At 67.1% G+C, this 18,084-nt stretch carries 18 protein-coding genes; 8 read left to right on the top strand and 10 right to left on the bottom strand.

The window, feature by feature from the left end:
• Positions 1 to 101 precede the first annotated feature (101 nt).
• Positions 102 to 1,232, bottom strand: coding sequence for an IS110 family RNA-guided transposase (locus ACX12D_RS22740; RefSeq protein ID WP_459371562.1), 1,131 nt, complete (start codon positions 1,230 to 1,232; stop codon positions 102 to 104).
• 335 nt (positions 1,233 to 1,567) lie between these two features.
• Here ACX12D_RS22740 and ACX12D_RS22735 point away from each other — a divergent pair, with 335 nt between their 5' ends.
• Positions 1,568 to 2,815, top strand: coding sequence for a cation:proton antiporter (locus ACX12D_RS22735; RefSeq protein WP_459375738.1), 1,248 nt, complete (start codon positions 1,568 to 1,570; stop codon positions 2,813 to 2,815).
• 54 nt (positions 2,816 to 2,869) lie between these two features.
• Here ACX12D_RS22735 and ACX12D_RS22730 read toward each other — a convergent pair whose 3' ends face one another.
• Together ACX12D_RS22730 and ACX12D_RS22725 are read right to left on the bottom strand one after the other, a co-directional pair.
• The gene (locus ACX12D_RS22730; protein WP_459375737.1) at positions 2,870 to 3,847 is read right to left on the bottom strand and encodes a sulfate ABC transporter substrate-binding protein; all 978 of its coding nucleotides are present in this window, start codon (positions 3,845 to 3,847) and stop codon (positions 2,870 to 2,872) included.
• Between the two features lie 244 nt (positions 3,848 to 4,091).
• The gene (locus tag ACX12D_RS22725) at positions 4,092 to 4,628 is read right to left on the bottom strand and encodes a carboxymuconolactone decarboxylase family protein (protein ID WP_459375736.1); all 537 of its coding nucleotides are present in this window, start codon (positions 4,626 to 4,628) and stop codon (positions 4,092 to 4,094) included.
• Positions 4,629 to 4,796: 168 nt separating this feature from the next.
• Here ACX12D_RS22725 and ACX12D_RS22720 point away from each other — a divergent pair, with 168 nt between their 5' ends.
• Positions 4,797 to 5,765: a cupin domain-containing protein gene (locus ACX12D_RS22720; protein WP_459375735.1), complete on the top strand. Its 969-nt coding sequence runs from the start codon at positions 4,797 to 4,799 to the stop codon at positions 5,763 to 5,765.
• Here ACX12D_RS22720 and ACX12D_RS22715 read toward each other — a convergent pair.
• From ACX12D_RS22715 to ACX12D_RS22685, 7 genes are all read right to left on the bottom strand, one after another.
• Positions 5,762 to 6,700, bottom strand: coding sequence for a 2-dehydropantoate 2-reductase (locus tag ACX12D_RS22715; RefSeq protein ID WP_459375734.1), 939 nt, complete (start codon positions 6,698 to 6,700; stop codon positions 5,762 to 5,764). The two genes, ACX12D_RS22720 and ACX12D_RS22715, sit on opposite strands and share 4 nt — an antisense overlap.
• Before the next feature lie 90 nt (positions 6,701 to 6,790).
• Positions 6,791 to 7,339, bottom strand: coding sequence for a winged helix-turn-helix transcriptional regulator (locus ACX12D_RS22710; protein ID WP_441638428.1), 549 nt, complete (start codon positions 7,337 to 7,339; stop codon positions 6,791 to 6,793).
• Positions 7,340 to 7,429: 90 nt separating this feature from the next.
• Positions 7,430 to 8,617: a thiolase family protein gene (locus ACX12D_RS22705; RefSeq protein WP_459375733.1), complete on the bottom strand. Its 1,188-nt coding sequence runs from the start codon at positions 8,615 to 8,617 to the stop codon at positions 7,430 to 7,432.
• Positions 8,617 to 8,844, bottom strand: a complete 228-nt coding sequence (locus ACX12D_RS22700) for a hypothetical protein (RefSeq protein ID WP_459375731.1) — start codon at positions 8,842 to 8,844, stop codon at positions 8,617 to 8,619. The genes ACX12D_RS22705 and ACX12D_RS22700 overlap by 1 nt, the downstream gene beginning before the upstream one ends.
• 26 nt (positions 8,845 to 8,870) lie before the next feature.
• Entirely contained in the window at positions 8,871 to 10,415 is a 1,545-nt protein-coding gene (locus ACX12D_RS22695) for a DHA2 family efflux MFS transporter permease subunit (protein ID WP_459376495.1), read from the bottom strand.
• Positions 10,416 to 10,510: 95 nt separating this feature from the next.
• A complete protein-coding gene (locus tag ACX12D_RS22690) occupies positions 10,511 to 11,623 on the bottom strand; it encodes an HlyD family secretion protein (RefSeq protein WP_459375730.1) in 1,113 nt (370 codons plus the stop codon).
• A 68-nt stretch (positions 11,624 to 11,691) separates the two neighbouring features.
• Positions 11,692 to 12,225, bottom strand: a complete 534-nt coding sequence (locus tag ACX12D_RS22685; RefSeq protein ID WP_459375729.1) for a winged helix-turn-helix transcriptional regulator — start codon at positions 12,223 to 12,225, stop codon at positions 11,692 to 11,694.
• Positions 12,226 to 12,383: 158 nt separating this feature from the next.
• Between ACX12D_RS22685 and ACX12D_RS22680 the strand changes: the two genes are divergently transcribed.
• The 6 genes from ACX12D_RS22680 (at position 12,384) to ACX12D_RS22655 (ending at position 17,961) form a co-directional block, all read left to right on the top strand.
• Entirely contained in the window at positions 12,384 to 13,895 is a 1,512-nt protein-coding gene (locus tag ACX12D_RS22680) for an efflux transporter outer membrane subunit (RefSeq protein WP_459375728.1), read from the top strand.
• A 254-nt stretch (positions 13,896 to 14,149) separates the two neighbouring features.
• Positions 14,150 to 14,884, top strand: a complete 735-nt coding sequence (locus ACX12D_RS22675; RefSeq protein ID WP_459375727.1) for a GntR family transcriptional regulator — start codon at positions 14,150 to 14,152, stop codon at positions 14,882 to 14,884.
• Positions 14,885 to 14,997: 113 nt separating this feature from the next.
• Entirely contained in the window at positions 14,998 to 15,780 is a 783-nt protein-coding gene (locus tag ACX12D_RS22670; protein WP_459375726.1) for a transporter substrate-binding domain-containing protein, read from the top strand.
• A gap of 153 nt (positions 15,781 to 15,933) precedes the next feature.
• Entirely contained in the window at positions 15,934 to 16,599 is a 666-nt protein-coding gene (locus ACX12D_RS22665) for an amino acid ABC transporter permease (protein WP_150988283.1), read from the top strand.
• Positions 16,596 to 17,252, top strand: a complete 657-nt coding sequence (locus ACX12D_RS22660) for an amino acid ABC transporter permease (RefSeq protein WP_459375725.1) — start codon at positions 16,596 to 16,598, stop codon at positions 17,250 to 17,252. The genes ACX12D_RS22665 and ACX12D_RS22660 overlap by 4 nt, the downstream gene beginning before the upstream one ends.
• Positions 17,233 to 17,961 (top strand): amino acid ABC transporter ATP-binding protein, encoded by a 729-nt coding sequence (locus ACX12D_RS22655; RefSeq protein ID WP_459375724.1) that lies wholly within the window; start codon positions 17,233 to 17,235, stop codon positions 17,959 to 17,961. Before ACX12D_RS22660 ends, ACX12D_RS22655 begins: the two co-directional genes overlap by 20 nt.
• Positions 17,962 to 18,084: the final 123 nt, after the last annotated feature.

Genomic DNA, 18,084 nt, shown 5'->3' with positions numbered 1-18,084 from the left:
TGCCTAGCTAGGTCGCGGGTTGCTCGTGTGCCGGGCTACGTCGCCCTTCAGGAAACTGGCTCCACAGTAGGTGGCAGATAGGTTGATACCTTGGCGCTGGGTTACGTTGTCTGCGCCGCGTTCGGTATGGCAAGCGACATGGCGAGCCGGCTGATGTCCCAGATGAACCCGCTCAGTTCGCGGGCCACCGCAACCACCGCAATGTTCGGGTTCTTGCCGCGCGCGGCAAGTCTCCGATAGCGCCGGCACAGTCGAACCTGGGCGTCCCAGGACCGGTCAACGATGGCCTTCGGGATGCCTTCGTGCCGGCGCTGAATCTCGGGGCTCACACGTGCCGGGTGCCGGTAACTCCAGGCGGCTTCGATTAGCAGCTTTCTTGCATAGCTATTGCCGTTCTTGGTGATGCTGCCTTGGCGCCGTTTCCCCCCCGATGAGTGTTCTGCGGGCGTCACGCCGAGCCAGGCCATCAGTTGGCGCGGATGGACAAAGCGCGAGAGATCGCCCAATTCGGCGAGCATGCCCACCGCCGTGGTGAACTGCACGCCACGCATGGCCTGCAAGCCCAGTACGGCCGGATAGAAGCGCCAGTTGACCACTGCCTCGCGCAAGGCCGCTTCGAGACGGCTGCATTGCGCGAGCCGATCCTCGATGGCACGTCGATATTCGTCAAAGGCAAGTTGCTGCCACACGGTGTCGAACGCAAAGGTACTGATCCAGCGCTGGTGCGCCGGTCCCCAGTCGGCTCTGCCGCTGTAGCGCACCCCATGTGAAAGCAGAAAGGCCTTCAGCCGTTGGCGGGCGCGCTTCAGATCGTCCTTGGCGCTGACCCACGCGCGTGACAGATCCCGGAATGCTTCGTCCTCCACGCTGGGCACGTACACGGCGGAGAGGTCACCGGCGCGCAGCGATCGCACGAGCTTGACCGCATCGCGCCGATCGGTCTTGACGCGCTCGCCGGGTTTCTTCGGGATCAGCGACGGCGCGCACACCATGCACTCGAATCCCTTCCCTGCAAGCTGCCGGTAAAGGCCATAGCCGCAAGGGCCTGCCTCGTAGACGATGTGGATCCGGCTCGCTTTAGACTGCAGGCGCTTGCACAGGCGATCGATATCGGCCTTCGAGGTACCGATCTTGCCAAGCAGTTCGACCTCGCCCACGCCGAGTGCGTAGGCGACCGTGATCGAGTCCTTATGGACGTCAAGACCCACGTACAAAGTGCTATCGTGTTCCATGCTGGCCTCCGCGCTGGAAATCGCCGGGTGTGGCACTGTCCACACCATGCGGCTCTGGCAGTCATGCTAACCCGCGTTTGATTCCTCGCGGCGGGCCAGCCCTCTTTGCCCCAGGGGAGTCATATTGACTAAGCCACCCCTCTCCCCGGCCCTCTCCCCCTGAAGGGAGAGGGAGAGACAGCAGTCGTCATGGCGCGCGGCTTTGGCCTGCTCAGCGGCTTCAGCGGCTTCGGCGCGTGTTTGAGGAAATATCCTGAATACTGGTATCGTTGATGTGGCATAAAATCCACACGACATCACGATCAGCGCCCCGCAAGGCAAGGAGAACTCCCCGCATGACTGTATTCCAAGGGACTGGCGCCCTTTTCACCCTCATCGCCATTTTCGGCGTCATCAACCACCGCTTCATCAAGCTGCCCGACACCCTGGGCATCACCGCCGTCGGGCTGGTGACCTGCCTGAGCGTGTCCATCCTCGGCTTCAACCATCCTGAAATGGTCGCGCAGGCCCGCAAGCTCGTGGCCCAGATCGATTTCTCCGACGTGGTCTTCCACGGCCTGCTCAGCCTGCTGCTGTTCGCCGGCGCCCTGCACGTCGACCTCTCGCGCATGCGCCGGCAGCGCCGGGCCGTGGTCATGCTGGCCACGGTTGGCGTGGTGATCTCGACCGCCGCGGTCGGGTTCGGCTTCTTCTATGTCGCACAGTGGCTGGGCCACCCGGTCAGCCTGCTGTGGTGCCTGGTGTTCGGCGCGCTGATTTCCCCTACCGACCCGATCGCCGTGCTCAGCGTGCTCAAGAACGCGGGCGCATCGGAGAGCCTGGAAACCAAGATTGCCGGCGAATCGCTGTTCAACGACGGCACCGCGGTGGTGGCATTCCTGACCCTGGTGGGGCTGGCGACCGGCGCCACCGAATTCTCTGCTTCGCACGTGGCGCTCGCGCTGGTGCGCGAAGTGCTGGGCGCCGTGGTGCTGGGCGTGGTGGTGGGCTATGTGGCGTCGGTGCTGCTGCGCGGGATCGACAGTTATCCGGTCGAGATCCTGATCACGCTGGCGCTCGCCACCGGCGGCTACAGCCTGGCCGAGACGGTGCACGTGTCCGCGCCACTGTCGGTGGTCATCATGGGCCTGGTGATCGGCAACCATAGCACCAGCAAGTCAATGTCGGAGAAGACCCGCGAGCACTTGTTCAATTTCTGGGGCCTGCTGGACGAGTTGCTCAACCTGGTGCTGTTTGGCCTGATCGGGCTGGAGATCATCGCGCTGTCGCTGCAGCTGCATATCGTCTGGCTGGGGCTGGCGGCGATTCCCGTGGTGCTGATTGCCCGCGGCATCAGCGTGGCCATCCCGCTGCTGGCGCTGCAGAATTTCCGCCGGCTCAATCCGCACTCGGCCACCATCATGACCTGGGGCGGGCTGCGCGGCGGCATCTCGATCGCGCTGGCGCTATCGCTGCCGGAGTTCGCCGGGCGCGAGATGCTGATCGGCGTGACTTACCTGGTGGTGGTGTTCAGCCTGCTGATCCAGGCCACCACGCTGGGCAAGCTGGTCAAGCACCTGAATGGCCTGAGCCCGAAGCCATAGCGGAGACGGCATCGGCAAGCGGGCGGCGGGACTCACCCGCCGCCCGCGCCTGGCTTACAGCCGGCTCTGGTAAATCTTGTCGAACTCGCCGCCATCGGCAAAATGCCGGCTCTGCGCCTGCGCCCAGCTGCCAAACACATCGCTGACGGAGAACAGCTGGATCGGCCGGAACAGCGCCGCGTGGGCCTTGAGCACCGCCGCAGAGCGCGGCCGGTAGAACTGGCGGGCGATCACGTCCTGGCCCGCATCGGACCACAGGTATTGCAGGTAGGCCGTGGCCACCTTGCGCGTGCCGCGCTTGTCCACCACCTTATCGACCACAGCCACCGGCGCTTCGGCGATGATCGACTGGCTCGGGTACACCACCTCGAAGCTGTCTCCCAGCTCCTTGCGAATCTGGTGCACCTCGCTCTCGAAGGTGGCCAGCACATCGCCAAGCTGGCGCTGCGTGAAGCTGGTGGTCGCGCCCCGGCCGCCGGTATCGAGCACCGGCACATTGCGGAACAGCCGGCCCACGGCATCGCGCGCCTGGGCCTCGCTGCCGCCCTTGCGGATGGCCGCGCCCCATGCCGCCAGGTACGTGTAGCGCCCGTTGCCCGAGGTCTTGGGATTCGGCACGATCACCTGCACGCCAGCGCGGCCCAGGTCCTCCCAGTCCAGGATGCGCTTGGGATTGCCCTTGCGCACGAGGAACACGATGGTGGAGTAGTACGGCGCCGCGTTGTCCGGCAGGCGCTTCTTCCAGTCCTGCGCCACCACGCCACGCTGCACCAGGATGTCGATATCGGTCTCCTGGTTCATGGTCACCACGTCGGCCTCCAGGCCATCCGCTACCGAACGCGCCTGCTTGCTCGATCCGCCGTGCGACTGATTGATGACCAGCGTCTCGCCACTCGCGTGCTTCCAGTTAGCGATAAAACCGGGGTTGATCTCACGGTACAGCTCGCGGGTGACGTCGTAGCCGGCGTTGAGGATGGCGGTGTCGGCCAGCGCGGGAAACGTGGCGCCGAGCAGCAGGCCGGTGGCAAGCATGCGGAGTAGGGATCGGGATCGGGGTCGGGGTCGGGGTCGGGACATGAATGGACGCTGGTAGGATCGATCGGATTAATGTCTTGCCGAAGTCTTGCCGAAAAGACAGGCATGACGCTCGTGATCCTCATTGTCCACAGCAGGGGCGTCGCAGCGGAACGAAAGATTCCGCATGTCGATAGACGCGAACCAGACAACAGGCGGGGCACGATCTCCCCGCCTTCCGCCCACTCTCACCCCTCACCTCTCACGCTACCTTGGGGAAGTCGATCACCGTATCGTTGACGCGGTTGATCATGTTGGTGAACAGGATCGCGCTGATGGCCTGGATGCTCTCGACGATCTGGCGATCGGTGTAGCCGGCTTCGCGCACATTGGCGACGACGTTGGCTGGCACCGTGCCGGACGTCGTGGCCACGGCCAGTGCGAAGCGGACCAGCGCGTCGATCTTGCTGTCTTGCGGGTACGCGCCGGCGCGCAGCGCACGCGTTTGTTCGGCGGTATAGCCGGCCATCTTGCCGGTCATGGTGTGCGCGGCCACGCAATAGTCACAACCCGACGCTTCGCTGACGGCAAGGTTGATCGCTTCGAGCTCACGGGCGCTGAGCGTCGCATTCTTGAGCAGCGCGCCGGTTTGCAGCGCGTGGGCCAGCACCTCGGGGGCATTGCTGCCGATCACCGCGTACGCGTTGGGCACCTTGCCCACGGCGCCCTTGATGGCGGCGAACAGTTGGGCGGCCTGGCCGGTGGCTTCGGCGGGGTTGATGGTGTGAAGACGGGACATGACGGCACTCCTTTCCGGTTGGTTGATGGACCCGCGCTGTGTTTGTTGCGCTGCTTCCATGGACTGAAGTCTAGGCGCGCCAGTCGCGACTTACCGCATATAATCGTCGCATTATCTTGCTCTATCATCTCAATATCGCGTATCCGTCTTGATCCCACCGTTCCTGCCATGGATAGCCTGACCGAACTTGTGCGCATGCTTTCGCCCGCCGGCACCGTCGACCTGCACTGCCACTTCGCCGGCAACTGGCGGGTGGACAACGCGGCGGCGCCCGCCGGCCACCTGCCGTATCACATCATCCTGAAGGGGCAGGCGCGCGCGCTGGTGGCGCAAGAGGCCATCTCGCTCGATACGGGCGACGTGCTGCTGTTCCCGCACGGCAGCGCGCACACGCTGCGCAGCTTGCCGGATGGGGCCGCCGGCGCGCACGCCGCCGCGCCGGCCCAGACGACGCGCTTCAATGGCTTGCTGACCGAGGTGACGATGCCCGGCGACACGCATCCGCTGGACATGCTGTGCGGCACGTTCGTGCTGGGCTTGCCGGGCACGATGCTGTTACGCAACCTGCCGCCGGTGCTGCGCGTGGCCACCGCGCAGCGCGCCGATTGCGCCTGGCTGCATGCGCTGATCGACATGATGCGCAGCGAGGCGCAGGCGCCCGAGCCAGGTGGCGCGGCGGTCATCGGACAGCTCTCCACCGCGCTGCTGACCCTGCTCTTGCGCGCGCTGATCGCGCAGGGCGGCGTCACGCATAGCCTGCTGGCGCTGATGGCCGACGCGCGGCTGTCCAAGGCGATCGATGCGGTGCTGCGCGCGCCGGCCGAGCCGTGGTCGGTGGCGTCGCTGGCGGCGGTATGCAATGTGTCGCGCGCCACGTTCGCACGGCGCTTCACCTTGCTCAGCGGCGAGACGCCGCTGCAGTTCGTGACCACCTTGCGCATGGAAATGGCCGCCCGCCTGCTGACGCTGGACCGCGGCTCCGCAGCCAGCATCGGCGAGCATTGCGGCTATGCCTCGGAGGCCGCGTTCGGGCGTGCCTTCAAGGCGTACTTTGGCGTCGGGCCGGGTATGTTCCGGCGTGCGGCGCGGGAGCGCCGCGCGGCCGCCGCCGCCGCGCAGGCGGCCTCGGCGCGCTAGGCTGCGGCGCGCTGCGCTTCGTAGACCTGCAGGTGGCTATAGGCAATACGCACCAGCGGCACCGCATGCCCCAGCCGCGCGGCACGCTGCGCCATGTCGCCGACGATGTCGTACGCCTCCAGGCGGGGCGCGCCCTGCGCGATATCGCGCATCATGGAGGCGGCCCAGGCCGAGTTCTCGTCCAGCAGGCGCGCGGCCATGGCCTGAGCCACCGGCTCGGGCAAGGCGTGCCCGGACAAACGCGCCACCGCCGCGCATTCGTCCATGGCCTGCTGCATCAGCGCGCGGCCGTCCACAGTCCTGACGATCTCGCCGACGGCGCCACGCATCAGGCAGGTCATCAGCGCGCCGGCCGAGATCATCACCCACTTGTTCCACAGCGCCTGGTCGATGTCCGGTGACAACTCGCGCGTGCCGGGCGTGCTGGCGGCAAGCGCATGGAAGGCGCTGGCCAGGCCCTGTGCCGACTCGGCACGCGCGCCCACGATGAGCCTGTCGGCCGCGCCTTGATGCACCACCGCTCCAGAGGCGTCCAGCGTGGTGGCGATGTACGAGACACCGCCAAGCACCCTGTCGCGGCCGTAGCGCGCGTCCAGCGTCTCATACGCGCGCAGCCCGTTGACCAGCGGCAGGATCGCCGCGCGCTTGCCCCCGCTGGCAGACAGCGCCGGGCCCAGCGCGGCCATCGCGCTGTCCAGGTCATAGGTCTTGCATGCCAGCAGGACCAGGTCGTAATCCGCCTTGGCGTGCTCGGCCAGCACCGTCTTCACGGCGGCGCGGAAATCGCCAAGCTCGCTGCGCACGGTCATGCCGTCTCTCGCCAGCGCTTCGGCACGCCGTGGCCGCACCAGGAACGTGACATCCGCCCCCGCCTGCATCAGGCGAGCGCCGTAGTAGCCACCCATGGCGCCAGCGCCCAGGACCAGAATCTTCATGACGTTCCCCGCATCGATGTCTGACTTGCTTAACAGTGGTTAACAGTGGTTAAAACAGTGCAATGACAGGGCAAACACAGTGCAAAGCGCCTACGGCAGGTCGCTGGCGAGCACCGCGTCGCCCGCCTCCCCGGCTTGCTCCACGCCCCCCAGGAAACCGGCGGCGGATGCCAGGCGCCGGCGCATGCCGTCCGCGGCGGCCGGGCCCGCCACCAGGGCATGCCGCTTGAAGCTCAGCCGCTCGCCCGTGCCGGCATCCACCAGCACGGGATCGACCACCTTGCCGGTTTCCTTGTCGCGCAATTCCACGCTGGGACCTTCCGGCGCGAAGTGCTTGTTGCCCCAGGCAAGCATGGCCAGCAGCACGGGCAGGAAATCCCGCCCGCATTGCGTCAGCACATACTCATAGCGCGGCGGCTTCTCCGAGTACTGCTGGCGCTCCAGCAACCCCTCCTCCACCAGCGCGGTGAGGCGGCGCGTGAGCATATTGGGCGCGATGTCCAGGTTCTTCTGGAAGTCGTCGAAGCGCCGCGCGCCATAGAACGCTTCGCGCATCAGCAGCATGCTCCACCACTCGCCAACCCGCTCCAGCCCGCGGGCGATGGGGCATTGCATGTTCCTGAAGGTTTTTCTTTGCATGGTCGAGGGCTCCACTCCGGCATCTTGATACTTTCAACATGATAGCTGGATTGAAATGCCGCAACGCCGCCCCCGCCCCGCCGATGCCGCCTATGCCAGGGCTTCGAGCGCCAGCGCAATGCCCTGCCCGCCCCCTATGCACAGCGTCACGATGCCCCGGCGCAGCCCATGCGCGCGCATCGCGTACAGCAGGCGCGTAGTGAGCACCGCCCCGGTTGCACCGATGGGATGGCCATGCGCGATCGCGCCGCCCTCCACGTTGATGATGTCGAGCGGCAAGCCGAGTTCGCCCGCCACAGCCAAAGGCACGGCCGCGAAGGCTTCATTGATCTCGATCCACTCGACATCGCCCAGCGCCCATTGCGCGCGCTGCAGCGCCTGGCGCACGGCCGGAACGGGCCCAAGGCCGAACAAGCCCGGCTCGACGGCGCCTACGCCATAGGCCACCAGCCGGGCCATCGGTGCCAGCCCAAGACCCTCGGCCAGCGATCGTTCGGCGACCAGCATGGCGGCCGCGCCGCTATTGAGCCCCGGTGCATTGCCTGCGGTGATGGTGCCGTCCTTGCGAAACGCCGGACGCAGCTTGCTGAGAATCTCGAAGGTGGTGTCCGGCCGCATCGCTTCATCCACGCTGAACGTGGACGTGCCGCCCTTTACCTTCACGGGCACGCCGATAATCTGCTCCACGAAGCGGCCTTGCTCCTGCGCGCGGGCAAAGCGGCTTTGCGAGCGTTCGGCCCAGCGGTCCTGTTCGTCGCGGCTGATCTTGTTGCGCGCCACCAGGTCCTCGGTATGCCAGCCGGAGTGCTCACCCGAGAATGCGTCCACCAGGCCATCGCGCAGCATGCTGTCCTGCAGTGCCGCGTCGCCCATGCGGCTGCCCCAGCGGGCGGCCGGCATCAGGTAGGGGGCCTGGTCCATGTTCTCCATGCCACCGGCAATCGCCACATCGGCATGGCCGAGCCAGATTTCATCGGCGGCGCTGGCAATGGCCTGCGCGCCGGACCCGCACACGCGGTTGACCGTCATCGCCGGCAGCGACACCGGCAGGCCGGCGCCGATGGCCGCCTGCCGGGCGGGATTCATTCTGTTGCCGGCCTGGATCACATTGCCGAACACCACGCTGCCGATCCGCTCCGGATCGACGCCGGAGCGGCGCACCGTCTCGCGGATGACCACCGCGCCCAGCTCGGTCGCCGGCGTCGCCTTGAGCGAACCGTTATAAGCGCCAATGGCGGTGCGAACGGGGTGGCATAACACGACTTCCCTGGTTTTCATCACAGGCTCCTTGGGGTGGTGGATGAAGCTGGCCGCGCGGCGGCCGGCCATTGCGCTTGCGTATCGCCGGCGCCCGCGCCCTGCGGCGCCTTGCAGTAGCGGTTGTCGGCGCGGGCGCATCCCACGCCGGAGTCGCGCGGGCGCTCCGTGCTGGCGTGGATGGTTTGGGCCGCCATGGCGGCAAACAGCGTGGCACAGGCCAGCGCGCTAGCTAAACGGGTGTTCATGATCGATCTCCCTGCGGTGGAAGGCCTCAATGCGCATCGGCCGATGGCGCTGCCGGCGGCCCCGCCTTGCGCAGTAGCGGCACCATGGCGGTGGCGATGACAAAGCACACCATGATGACCAAAAAGGCATCGCCAAACGTCTGCGTCTGCGCCTCGCGCCAGGTCAGTGCCCACAGTTGCCTGAGCGCGGCGGACTGCGCATCGGCGACGTCGTGGCCCAGCGCGGCCATATTGCTGCCCACCGCCTGCAGCAGCGCGCCCATGGCCTCGTTGCTGTAGTTCAGGTGCTCCGCCAGGCGCTGGAAATGCAGGTTGGTGCGGTCGTTCAGGATGGTCGCGCAGCTGGCGATGCCGATCGCGCCGCCCAGGTTGCGCATCAGGTTGAACAGCCCGGACGCCAGCTTGAGCCGCTCCGGCGCTAGCGACCCCAGCGTGAGCGTGACCGCCGGCGCCACCGAGAACTGCTGCGCCATGCCGCGAAACGCCTGCGGCAGCAACAGTTCCTGCGCACCCCAGTCATGCGTGATGGGCGAGAACTGCCACATCGAGAAGGCAAAGCAGCCCAGCCCGAACATCATCAGCCAGCGCAGGTCCACACGATTGGCGAAGAACGCGTAGACGGGGATCGACATGACCTGGAACACACCGGTGGAGAACACCGCCAGCCCGATCTGCAGCGCGCTGAAGCCACGCACGTGGCCCAGGAACAGCGGCGTGAGATAGATGGTGGCGAAGATGCCCACGCCGGTGACGAACGAGAAGAAGCAGCCGAGTGCGAAGTTGCGGTCCTTGAGCGCGCGCAAGTCCACCACCGGATGGGCGTAGGTCAGGCTGCGCCAGACAAAGCCGACGCCCGCCATGCCCGAGATCCAGGCGGTGGTGCGAATCACATCGTCGCCAAACCAGTCCCAGCGCGGGCCTTCTTCCAGCGTGTACTGCAGGCAGCCGAGGAACAGCGCCATCAGTGTCATGCCGAGATAGTCGGCGCCGCGCACCAGCGACCAGTTGGGCTGGTCCACGCGCACCAGCAGCGGCACCGCCACGGTGATGAAGATGCCCGGCACCAGGTTGATGAAGAACAGCCAGTGCCAAGAGTAGTTGTCGGTAATCCAGCCGCCCACGGTGGGCCCGAGCGTGGGCGCCAGCGAGGCCAGGGCGCCGATGGTGGCCGCGGCAATCACGCGCTGCTTGCCGCCGAAGAAGGCGAAGGCGGTGGTGAACACCAGCGGGATCATCGAGCCGCCCAGGAAGCCCTGCATGGCGCGAAAGGCGATCATGCTCTGGATGTTCCAGGCGAGGCCGCACAGCAGGCTGGTTAGCGTAAAGCCCGCGGCCGAAACGGCAAACAGCCAGCGCGTGGACATCACGCGCGAAAGCCAGCCCGACAGCGGAATCACGATGATCTCGGCGATCAGGTAGCTGGTCTGCACCCACACGGTTTCATCGGTGCCCGCCGACAGCCCGCCGCCGATGTCGCGCAGCGAGGCCGAGACGATCTGGATATCCAGCAAGGCGATGAACATGCCCACGCACATGGTGGCGAAGGCCAGCACCTTGGCGGCCGTGCTCATGGAGGCCGTGGAAGACGCCGGCGCAGGCGGCTGAGCGGGCTCGGCGGGCTCGGCTGGCTGCGTGGCCTGCGCGGGCCCGGCCAGGACGCTGCTGCTCATGGCTGCACCTGCGCGTCGGCGCGGGAATCGACTTGCGCCAGCACCGACAAGCCAGGCCGCAGCATGGCCAGCGCGGCTTCGTTGTCATCCAGCATGATGCGCACCGGCACGCGCTGGACGATCTTGGTGAAGTTGCCGGTGGCGTTCTCCGGCGGCAGCACGCTGAACTGTGCCCCCGTGGCCGGCGCCAGGCTGAGTACGCGGCCGTGGAACACGCGGCCGGGCAACACATCGGCCTCCACCGTGGCACGCATGCCTGGCCGCAGATGCGCAAGCTGCCCTTCCTTGAAATTCGCATCGACCCACAGGCCGCGCGCCGGCACCACCGACAGCAGCTGCGCGCCGCCCGCGGCGTAGGCGCCCACGCGGGCGCGGCGGTTGCCGATGGTGCCGTCGATGGGCGCGCGCAGCTCCGTGTAGCCCAGGTTCAATTTGGCGATGTCGCGCTCGGCAATGGCTTGCGCGAGCGCCGCCTGCGCTTGCAGCTTCTGCGTGCTGATCACGTCGACCTGGCGCTGCGCGGCTAGCAGGCTGGCCTGCGCCTTCTGCGTGTTGGCGAGAGCTTGCTTGTAGTCCGAGTCGGCCTTTTGCGAGCTCTGGACCGATACGGCCGATTTGGCCGCCAGGCTCTGGTAACGCGCCTGGTCGTCGCGCGAGCGCTCGGTGTCGGCATTCACCGCGGTGACCGCCGCCCGCGCCTGGCCGATCACGGCTTCCTGCAAGGAGCGGGTGGCATCCAGATTGGCCAGCAGCGCCTGCTGGGCGGCCACCGCCCCTTCCGCCTTGGCCAGCGCGGCGCGGTAGTCGCGGTCATCGATGCGGGCCAGCAAGTCGCCGGCATGCACCTGCTGGTTGTCGGTCACCAGCACTTGCGCCAGGTAGCCCGGCACCTTCGGCGCAATCACCGTGACTTCGCCGCCGACATAAGCATCGTCGGTGCTTTGCAGGAAGCGGCCATGCGTCCACCAATGCTGACCGTAGGCGGCGGCGCCAAGGCCGGCGGCGATGAGCGCGCCGGTCACGATCAGCCGCTTGCGGCTGATGGGGGGCTTGCTGGTAACGGGGATGGGCGCCGGGCCTGCACGCTCGGCGGTGATATCGCTTGTCATGACGCTTCCTCTGGTTTTCGCTCTAACTTTTGCTTCAACGCGCTAGCGCTGCTGTGCTTTCACGTATTTCACATATGGGCTGTTGCCTGCGGGACATCGGGGATGGGGGCCGCGCGCACGCGCGCCGACTTTTCGAGCTTGGCGCGGACGCCCGCACTGGCGGCCGGGCCGGCCACGACCACGTGATCGGCATCGGTGATCGGATGCCCGGTCTGCGCATCCACCAGGATCGGGATGACGGTGGCGCCGGTCTGGCGGTCCACCAGCTGCACGCTCTCGCCCTCGGGCGAGAAGTGGCGGTTGCCCCAGGCCAGCAGCGCCAGCATCACCGGGCGGAATTCGCGGCCCCGGTCAGTCAGCAGGTATTCGAAACGCGGCGGCCGCTCGCAGTACTGGCGCCGCACAAGCAGGCCCTCGCGCACCAGGGTTTCGAGGCGGCGCGCCAGCATGTTGGGCGCAATGCCCAGCTGCTTCTGGAATTCGTCAAAGCGGCTGTTGCCATAGAACGCCTCCCGCAGGATCAGGATGCTCCACGGCTCACCCACCCGCGCCAGGCTGCGGGCAATGGGGCAAGGCGCATTGTCGAGCGGCTTTTTCTGCATGTTCGCCACCTCCGGGAAATCAGGTTGCTATCAAGATGAAAGTTAGTATAGAGTTGTAAATATCATCATGCAAGTAACTTGTTGAACAAAGACACCGGGGCGGCGATCAAGCCGCTTCCTGGTTTCCCTGAATCCCAGAATCTCTGAAGGAGATGGACATGAGCCGTACCCCGCCCCGCCCCGGGCTCGCGCCTCAACAGCCGCAGCCGCAGCCGTACCAGCACCTGCGCCAGCACGCGGCGCGGGCCACCGCGCTTGCCGCGGCAGCGCTGACGGCGCTTGGCCTGGCGGCTTGCGCCGCGGTAGGCCCGGACTACAAGGCGCCCGCGGCCGACACCGCAGCCAGCTACCCGCATGCCGATGCGCTGGCCGCACGCGCCACGCGCCAGCCGGCGCCACCGCTGGACACCTGGTGGACGGGATTCGACGATCCCGCGCTCACGCGCATCGTCCAGCGCGCGCTGGACCAGAACCTGGACCTGGCCGCCGCGTTTGCCCGCGTGCAGCAGGCGCGGGCCGTTGCCGCCGAGGCCGGCGCGCAGTTGCTGCCCCAGGGCAGTTTGTCGGCGCAGGCGGCCAAGGTGCATCAGTCGCTGGAAAGCCCGCTAGGCAGGATCGCGAGCAAGTTCCCCGGCTACGACCGCAACACCGCGCTCTACGATGTAGGCGCGGGCGCGAGCTGGGAGATCGACCTGTTCGGCGGCCTGCGGCGTGGCGCGGAGGCGGCCGACGCCGAGGCGCAGGCCGCGCAGGCCGACCACCTCGGCGCGCGCATCTCGGTGGCGGCCGAGGCCGCCGATGCCTACTTCCGCGTGCGCGGCGCGCAGCAGCGCATTGCCATTGCGCAGGAGCAGGTGACGAACAACGGCAAGCTGCTGGACCTGGTGCAATTGCGCTTGCACGACGGGCTTGCGTCCAGCCGCGAGGTAGCCCAGGCGCAAGCGCTGGTGGCGCAGGCACGCGTCACCATCCCCCCCTTGCGGATCGAGCTGCAAACCCAGCTGAACCGGCTCGATGTGCTGATGGGCGCGCAGCCGGGCACCTACGCAGCCGAGCTTGGCCCCCTGCCGAATGGCGTGGCCGTGCCGGCCATCTCCGTGGCCCAGGGGCCCGCCGACCTGCTGCGCCGCCGCCCCGACGTGATCGCGGCGGAGCGCAGGCTGGCCGCCAGCAGCGCGCGCATCGGCGCGGCGACAGCCGAGTACTACCCCAAGCTGTCCTTATCCGCCCTGCTCGGCTTTGAGAGCCTGAGCGGCGGCAAGCTGTTTTCCGCTGCCGCGTTCCAGCCGGTGGCGGCAGCGGGCTTGCGCTGGCGCCTGTTCGACTTCGGCCGCGTGGATGCCGAAGTGGCGCAAGCCAAAGGCGCCAACGCCGAGGCGCTGGTCAACTACCGCAAGGCCATGCTGCGCGCCACTGAAGACGTGGAAAACGCGATCGTCACGCTGACCGAGCTGGAAGCGCAGGGCAAGGAACTGAGCACCGAGATCGACGCCCACGAACGCGCGCGCGGCGCTTCCGAAGATGCGTACAAGGGCGGGGCCGTCAGCCTGTTCGAGGTGTTGGATGAGGAGCGCCAGTTGCTGGCCGCGCGCGACCAGCAGGCCCGCGTGCACGCCGACAACGCGCGCGCCGCGGTGGCGACGTTCCGCGCGCTCGGCGGCGGGTGGTAATCGGGTCAGCCGGGCCTGGCGCGGGACCGGGCTCCCTCGGCAAGGGCCTCGGTCTCCACGCGCGCCTTGCACACGCAGCCTGAGCACGTTGCCGGCAGCGCTCGCCGCACCACGGCCGTGCACCTGCACTCGCCAGCGGCATAAGCCGCGCCCAACTGGTGCGCGCCCAGTCCGGGCCAAGGCCGTTTTGCGTACAAAACCTGCACATCACGCTTGTATATCAGTCTGGCATACCTCTTGCATCTGAGGCTGGCATGACTTTCGCCGCTCCTTCCATGCCAGCCTTCAGCGATGCCGCCGGCCACGTCCGCGGCAGCACTTCCGCCGAGATTGCCGAGCGCATCACGCAATCGATCCTGGCCCAGCGCCTGGCGCCCGGCACGCGGCTGGGCGAGCAGGCGCTGGCCGGGTTGTTCAGCGTCAGCCGCACGCTGGTGCGCGAAGCCCTGACCCGGCTGGCGGCGCGCGGCATTGTCACGGTGTCGGCCCGGCGCGGCTGGTTTGTGATCGAGCCTTCGCGCCAGGAGGCGCGGCAGGCGTTTGCCGCCCGGCGCGCGATCGAGCTTGGCTTGCTGCGCTATGCGCCGCCGGTCTCCGCCGCGGCCATCGGCCGCTTGCAGGAGCACGTAGCGCAGGAGCAGCGCGCGCTGAGCGCCGACGACACCGCCCTGCGCAGCTACCTGCTGGGCGACTTCCATGTGTGCCTGGGCGAATGCGTGGGCAATGTGCTGCTGGCCGACACGCTGCGCGACCTGACGGCGCGCACCACGCTGATTGCCATGCGCTACCAGTCCAGCCACCAGGCCAACGAGTCCTGCGCCGAACATGTGCTGATCGTGGCGGCGCTGGCCGCGGGCGATACTGAGCGCGCCATTGCGCTGATGGACGCCCACCTGTGCCACGTCGAGGCCGGCCTGAGCGCCGCCACGCCGGCGGCCCCGCCGGATCCGCTGCGCCAGGCGCTAAGCCCGCTGGGGCATGCGGCCTGAGCGCGCGGGCAACCGGTAGATAGCCGGTAGATAACCGGTAGGTAGCAACGACCCGCTTCTTCGATTTCGATTCTTTGAATTTCCACCCCAACGGCAAGCTAGCAAGGACCCTTATGAAGCTCTCCAAACTCCTCCTCGGCCTCGGTGCCGCTGCCCTCGCCTTCTCGATGCAAACCGCCGGCGCCGAGGCGCTGGACGATGTGGTCAAGGCCGGCGTGCTCAAGGTCGCGGTGCCGCAGGACTTTCCGCCGTTTGGCTCGGTCAACGCCGAGATGAAGCCCCAGGGCCTGGACATCGACGTGGCGGCGCTGATCGCCAGGAAGATGGGCGTGAAGCTGGAACTGGTGCCCGTGACCAGCACCAACCGCGTGCCCTACCTGCAGACCAGGAAGGTGGACCTGGTGATCTCCAGCATGGGCAAGAACGCCGAGCGCGAAAAGGCCATCGATTTCAGCGAGGCTTACGCTCCGTTCTATAACGGCGTGTTTGGCCCGGCCGACCAGAAAGTGACTGGTGCCGCCGAACTTGCCGGCAAGACCATCGGCGTGACGCGCGGCGCGGTCGAGGACCTGGAGCTGACCAAGATCGCCCCGGCGACGGCCACCATCAAGCGCTACGAAGACAACAACGGCACCATCAGTGCGTTCCTGTCTGGCCAGGTGCAACTGGTGGCGACGGGCAACGTGGTGGCAGCCGCCATCCTCGCCAAGAACCCGCCCAAGAAGCCGGAGCCGAAGTTCCTGATCAAGAACTCGCCCTGCTTCATCGGCCTGAACAAGGGCGAGCCCAAGCTGCAAGCCAAGGTCAACGCCATCCTGGCGGAAGTGAAAAAGGACGGCGAGCTCAATGCGATCACGGTGAAGTGGCTGGGCATGCCGCTGCCGGCCACGCTTTGATGCGTCGATGCATTGATGCATTGATGCGTTGATGCACTGACGACCCAAGCCACGGGAAGCCGTGCCCGGCGGGCAGCCGCTGCGGCATGGCGTACTGCGCCAGCTCCGCGCTCATGAGCGCCCCAACCGGGCGCCTCCACCGATCGCTACCGCATGTCCTACCAATTCGATTTCCTCTCGGCTTTCGACTATGCCGGCGTGTTCGCTCACGGCATCAAAGTCACGGCCGAACTCACCGCCATGGGCGGCGTGCTGGGGGTGACCCTCGGCATCGCCTGCGCCTGGGCGCGCACCCAGGGCCCGGCCTGGCTGGCGGCCATCGCGGGCGGCTATGTGGAGCTGATCCGCAATACGCCGTTCCTGATCCAGCTGTTCTTTATCTTCTTCGGCCTGCCCAGCGCGGGCGTGCAACTGGGAGAAATGCAGGCCGCCATCCTGGCCATGGTGATCAACCTTGGCGCTTACAGCGCGGAGATTGTCCGCGCGGGCATCGCGGCCGTGCCGCGCGGCCAGCTTGAAGCGGGCGCCAGCCTGGCGATGTCGCCCTTCCAGGTATTTCGCCACGTGGTGCTGCGCCCCGCCCTGAAGAAGATCTGGCCGGCGCTGTCCAGCCAGGTGGTGATCGTCATGCTGGGCTCGGCGGTGTGCTCGCAGATCGCGGTCGAGGACCTGACCTTTGCCGCCAACTTCGTCCAGGGCCGGAATTTCCGCGCGTTCGAGGTCTACCTGCTGACCACCGCCATCTACCTGCTGCTTGCCATCGGGCTGCGCCAGGTGCTGCGCGGCATTGGCGGCATGCTGTTCCGGAGGGCGTCATGACCGATTTTTCAACCTGGGACATCCTGCGCAACCTGCTGATGGCGGTGCGCTGGACCGTGGTGCTGTCGCTGGTGGCCTTTGCCGGCGGTGCCGTCATCGGGCTGCTGGTGCTGCTGATGCGCATCAGCCGGCGCGCGCCGCTGCGCCGTTCGGCGTGGGCCTTTATCGAAGTGTTCCAGGGCACGCCGCTGCTGATGCAGCTGTTCCTGGCCTTCTTCGGCCTGGCGCTGTTCGGCGTGGAAATCCCGGCCTGGCTGGCCGCTGGCCTGGCGTTGTCGCTGTGGTCCGGCGCCTACCTGGCGGAGATCTGGCGCGGCTGCGTCGAGGCCATCCCCAAAGGCCAGTGGGAAGCCGCCGGCTGCCTCTCGCTGGGCCACTTGCAGCAGATGCGCTACGTGATCCTGCCGCAGGCGCTGCGCATTGCCATTGCGCCCACGGTGGGGTTCGTGGTGCAGATCATCAAGGGCACGGCGCTGGCGTCCATCATCGGCTTTGTCGAGCTGTCCAAGGCGGGCACGGTGATCACCAACGCCACCTTCAGCCCCTTTACCGTCTACGCGCTGGTCGCGCTGATCTACTTTGCGCTGTGCTGGCCGCTATCCCGCTACAGCCGTCACCTGGAAAGGAAGCTCAATGTCGCTCATCGCCATTGAAAACGTAAAGAAGCGCTTCGGCGCCAACGAAGTGCTCAAGGGCATCGACCTGAAGGTGGAGGCCGGCGAAGTGATCGCCATCATCGGCAAGAGCGGCTCGGGCAAGAGCACCTTGCTGCGCTGTATCAACGGCCTGGAGAGCATCGACGAAGGCAACATCACCGTGGCAGGCGCCAAGCTCGGCAGCAGTGAGCTGGAGCTGCGCGCGCTGCGGCGCAAGGTGGGCATGATCTTCCAGCAGTTCAACCTGTTCCCGCACCTGAGCGCGGGGCGCAACGTGATGCTGGCGCCCACGGTGGCGGCCGGCGTCAAAGAGCCGGAAGCCTTGACCCGCGCGCGCGAGTGCCTGGCCAAGGTAGCGCTGGGGGAGAAGTTCGACAGCTATCCCGACCAGCTCTCCGGCGGGCAGCAGCAGCGGGTGGCGATTGCGCGCGCGCTGGCCATGCAGCCACGGGCGCTGCTCTGCGACGAGATTACCTCGGCGCTGGACCCGGAGCTGGTGGTGGAGGTGCTGAACGTGGTGCGCCAGCTGGCCAGCGAGGGCATGACGCTGCTGATGGTGACGCACGAAATGCGCTTTGCGCGCGAAGTGTGCAACCGGGTGGTGTTCATGCATCAGGGGCGCGTGCATGAGATCGGGCCACCGGAGCAGCTGTTCAGCAATCCGGCTACGCCGGAGCTGCAGCAGTTCCTGGGAATGGCGGCCTGAGGTTTGCGCCAGCCTGAGAGCATTCGCCGAAGCCGCCGAACAGGCCAAAGCCGCGCGCCATGACGACGGCTGTCTCTCCCTCTCCCCTCAGGGGGAGAGGGCCGGGGAGAGGGGTGGCTTAGT

The organism is Cupriavidus sp. PET2-C1 (genome assembly GCF_054515855.1).
This window is presented reverse-complemented; position numbering and strand designations above follow the sequence as displayed.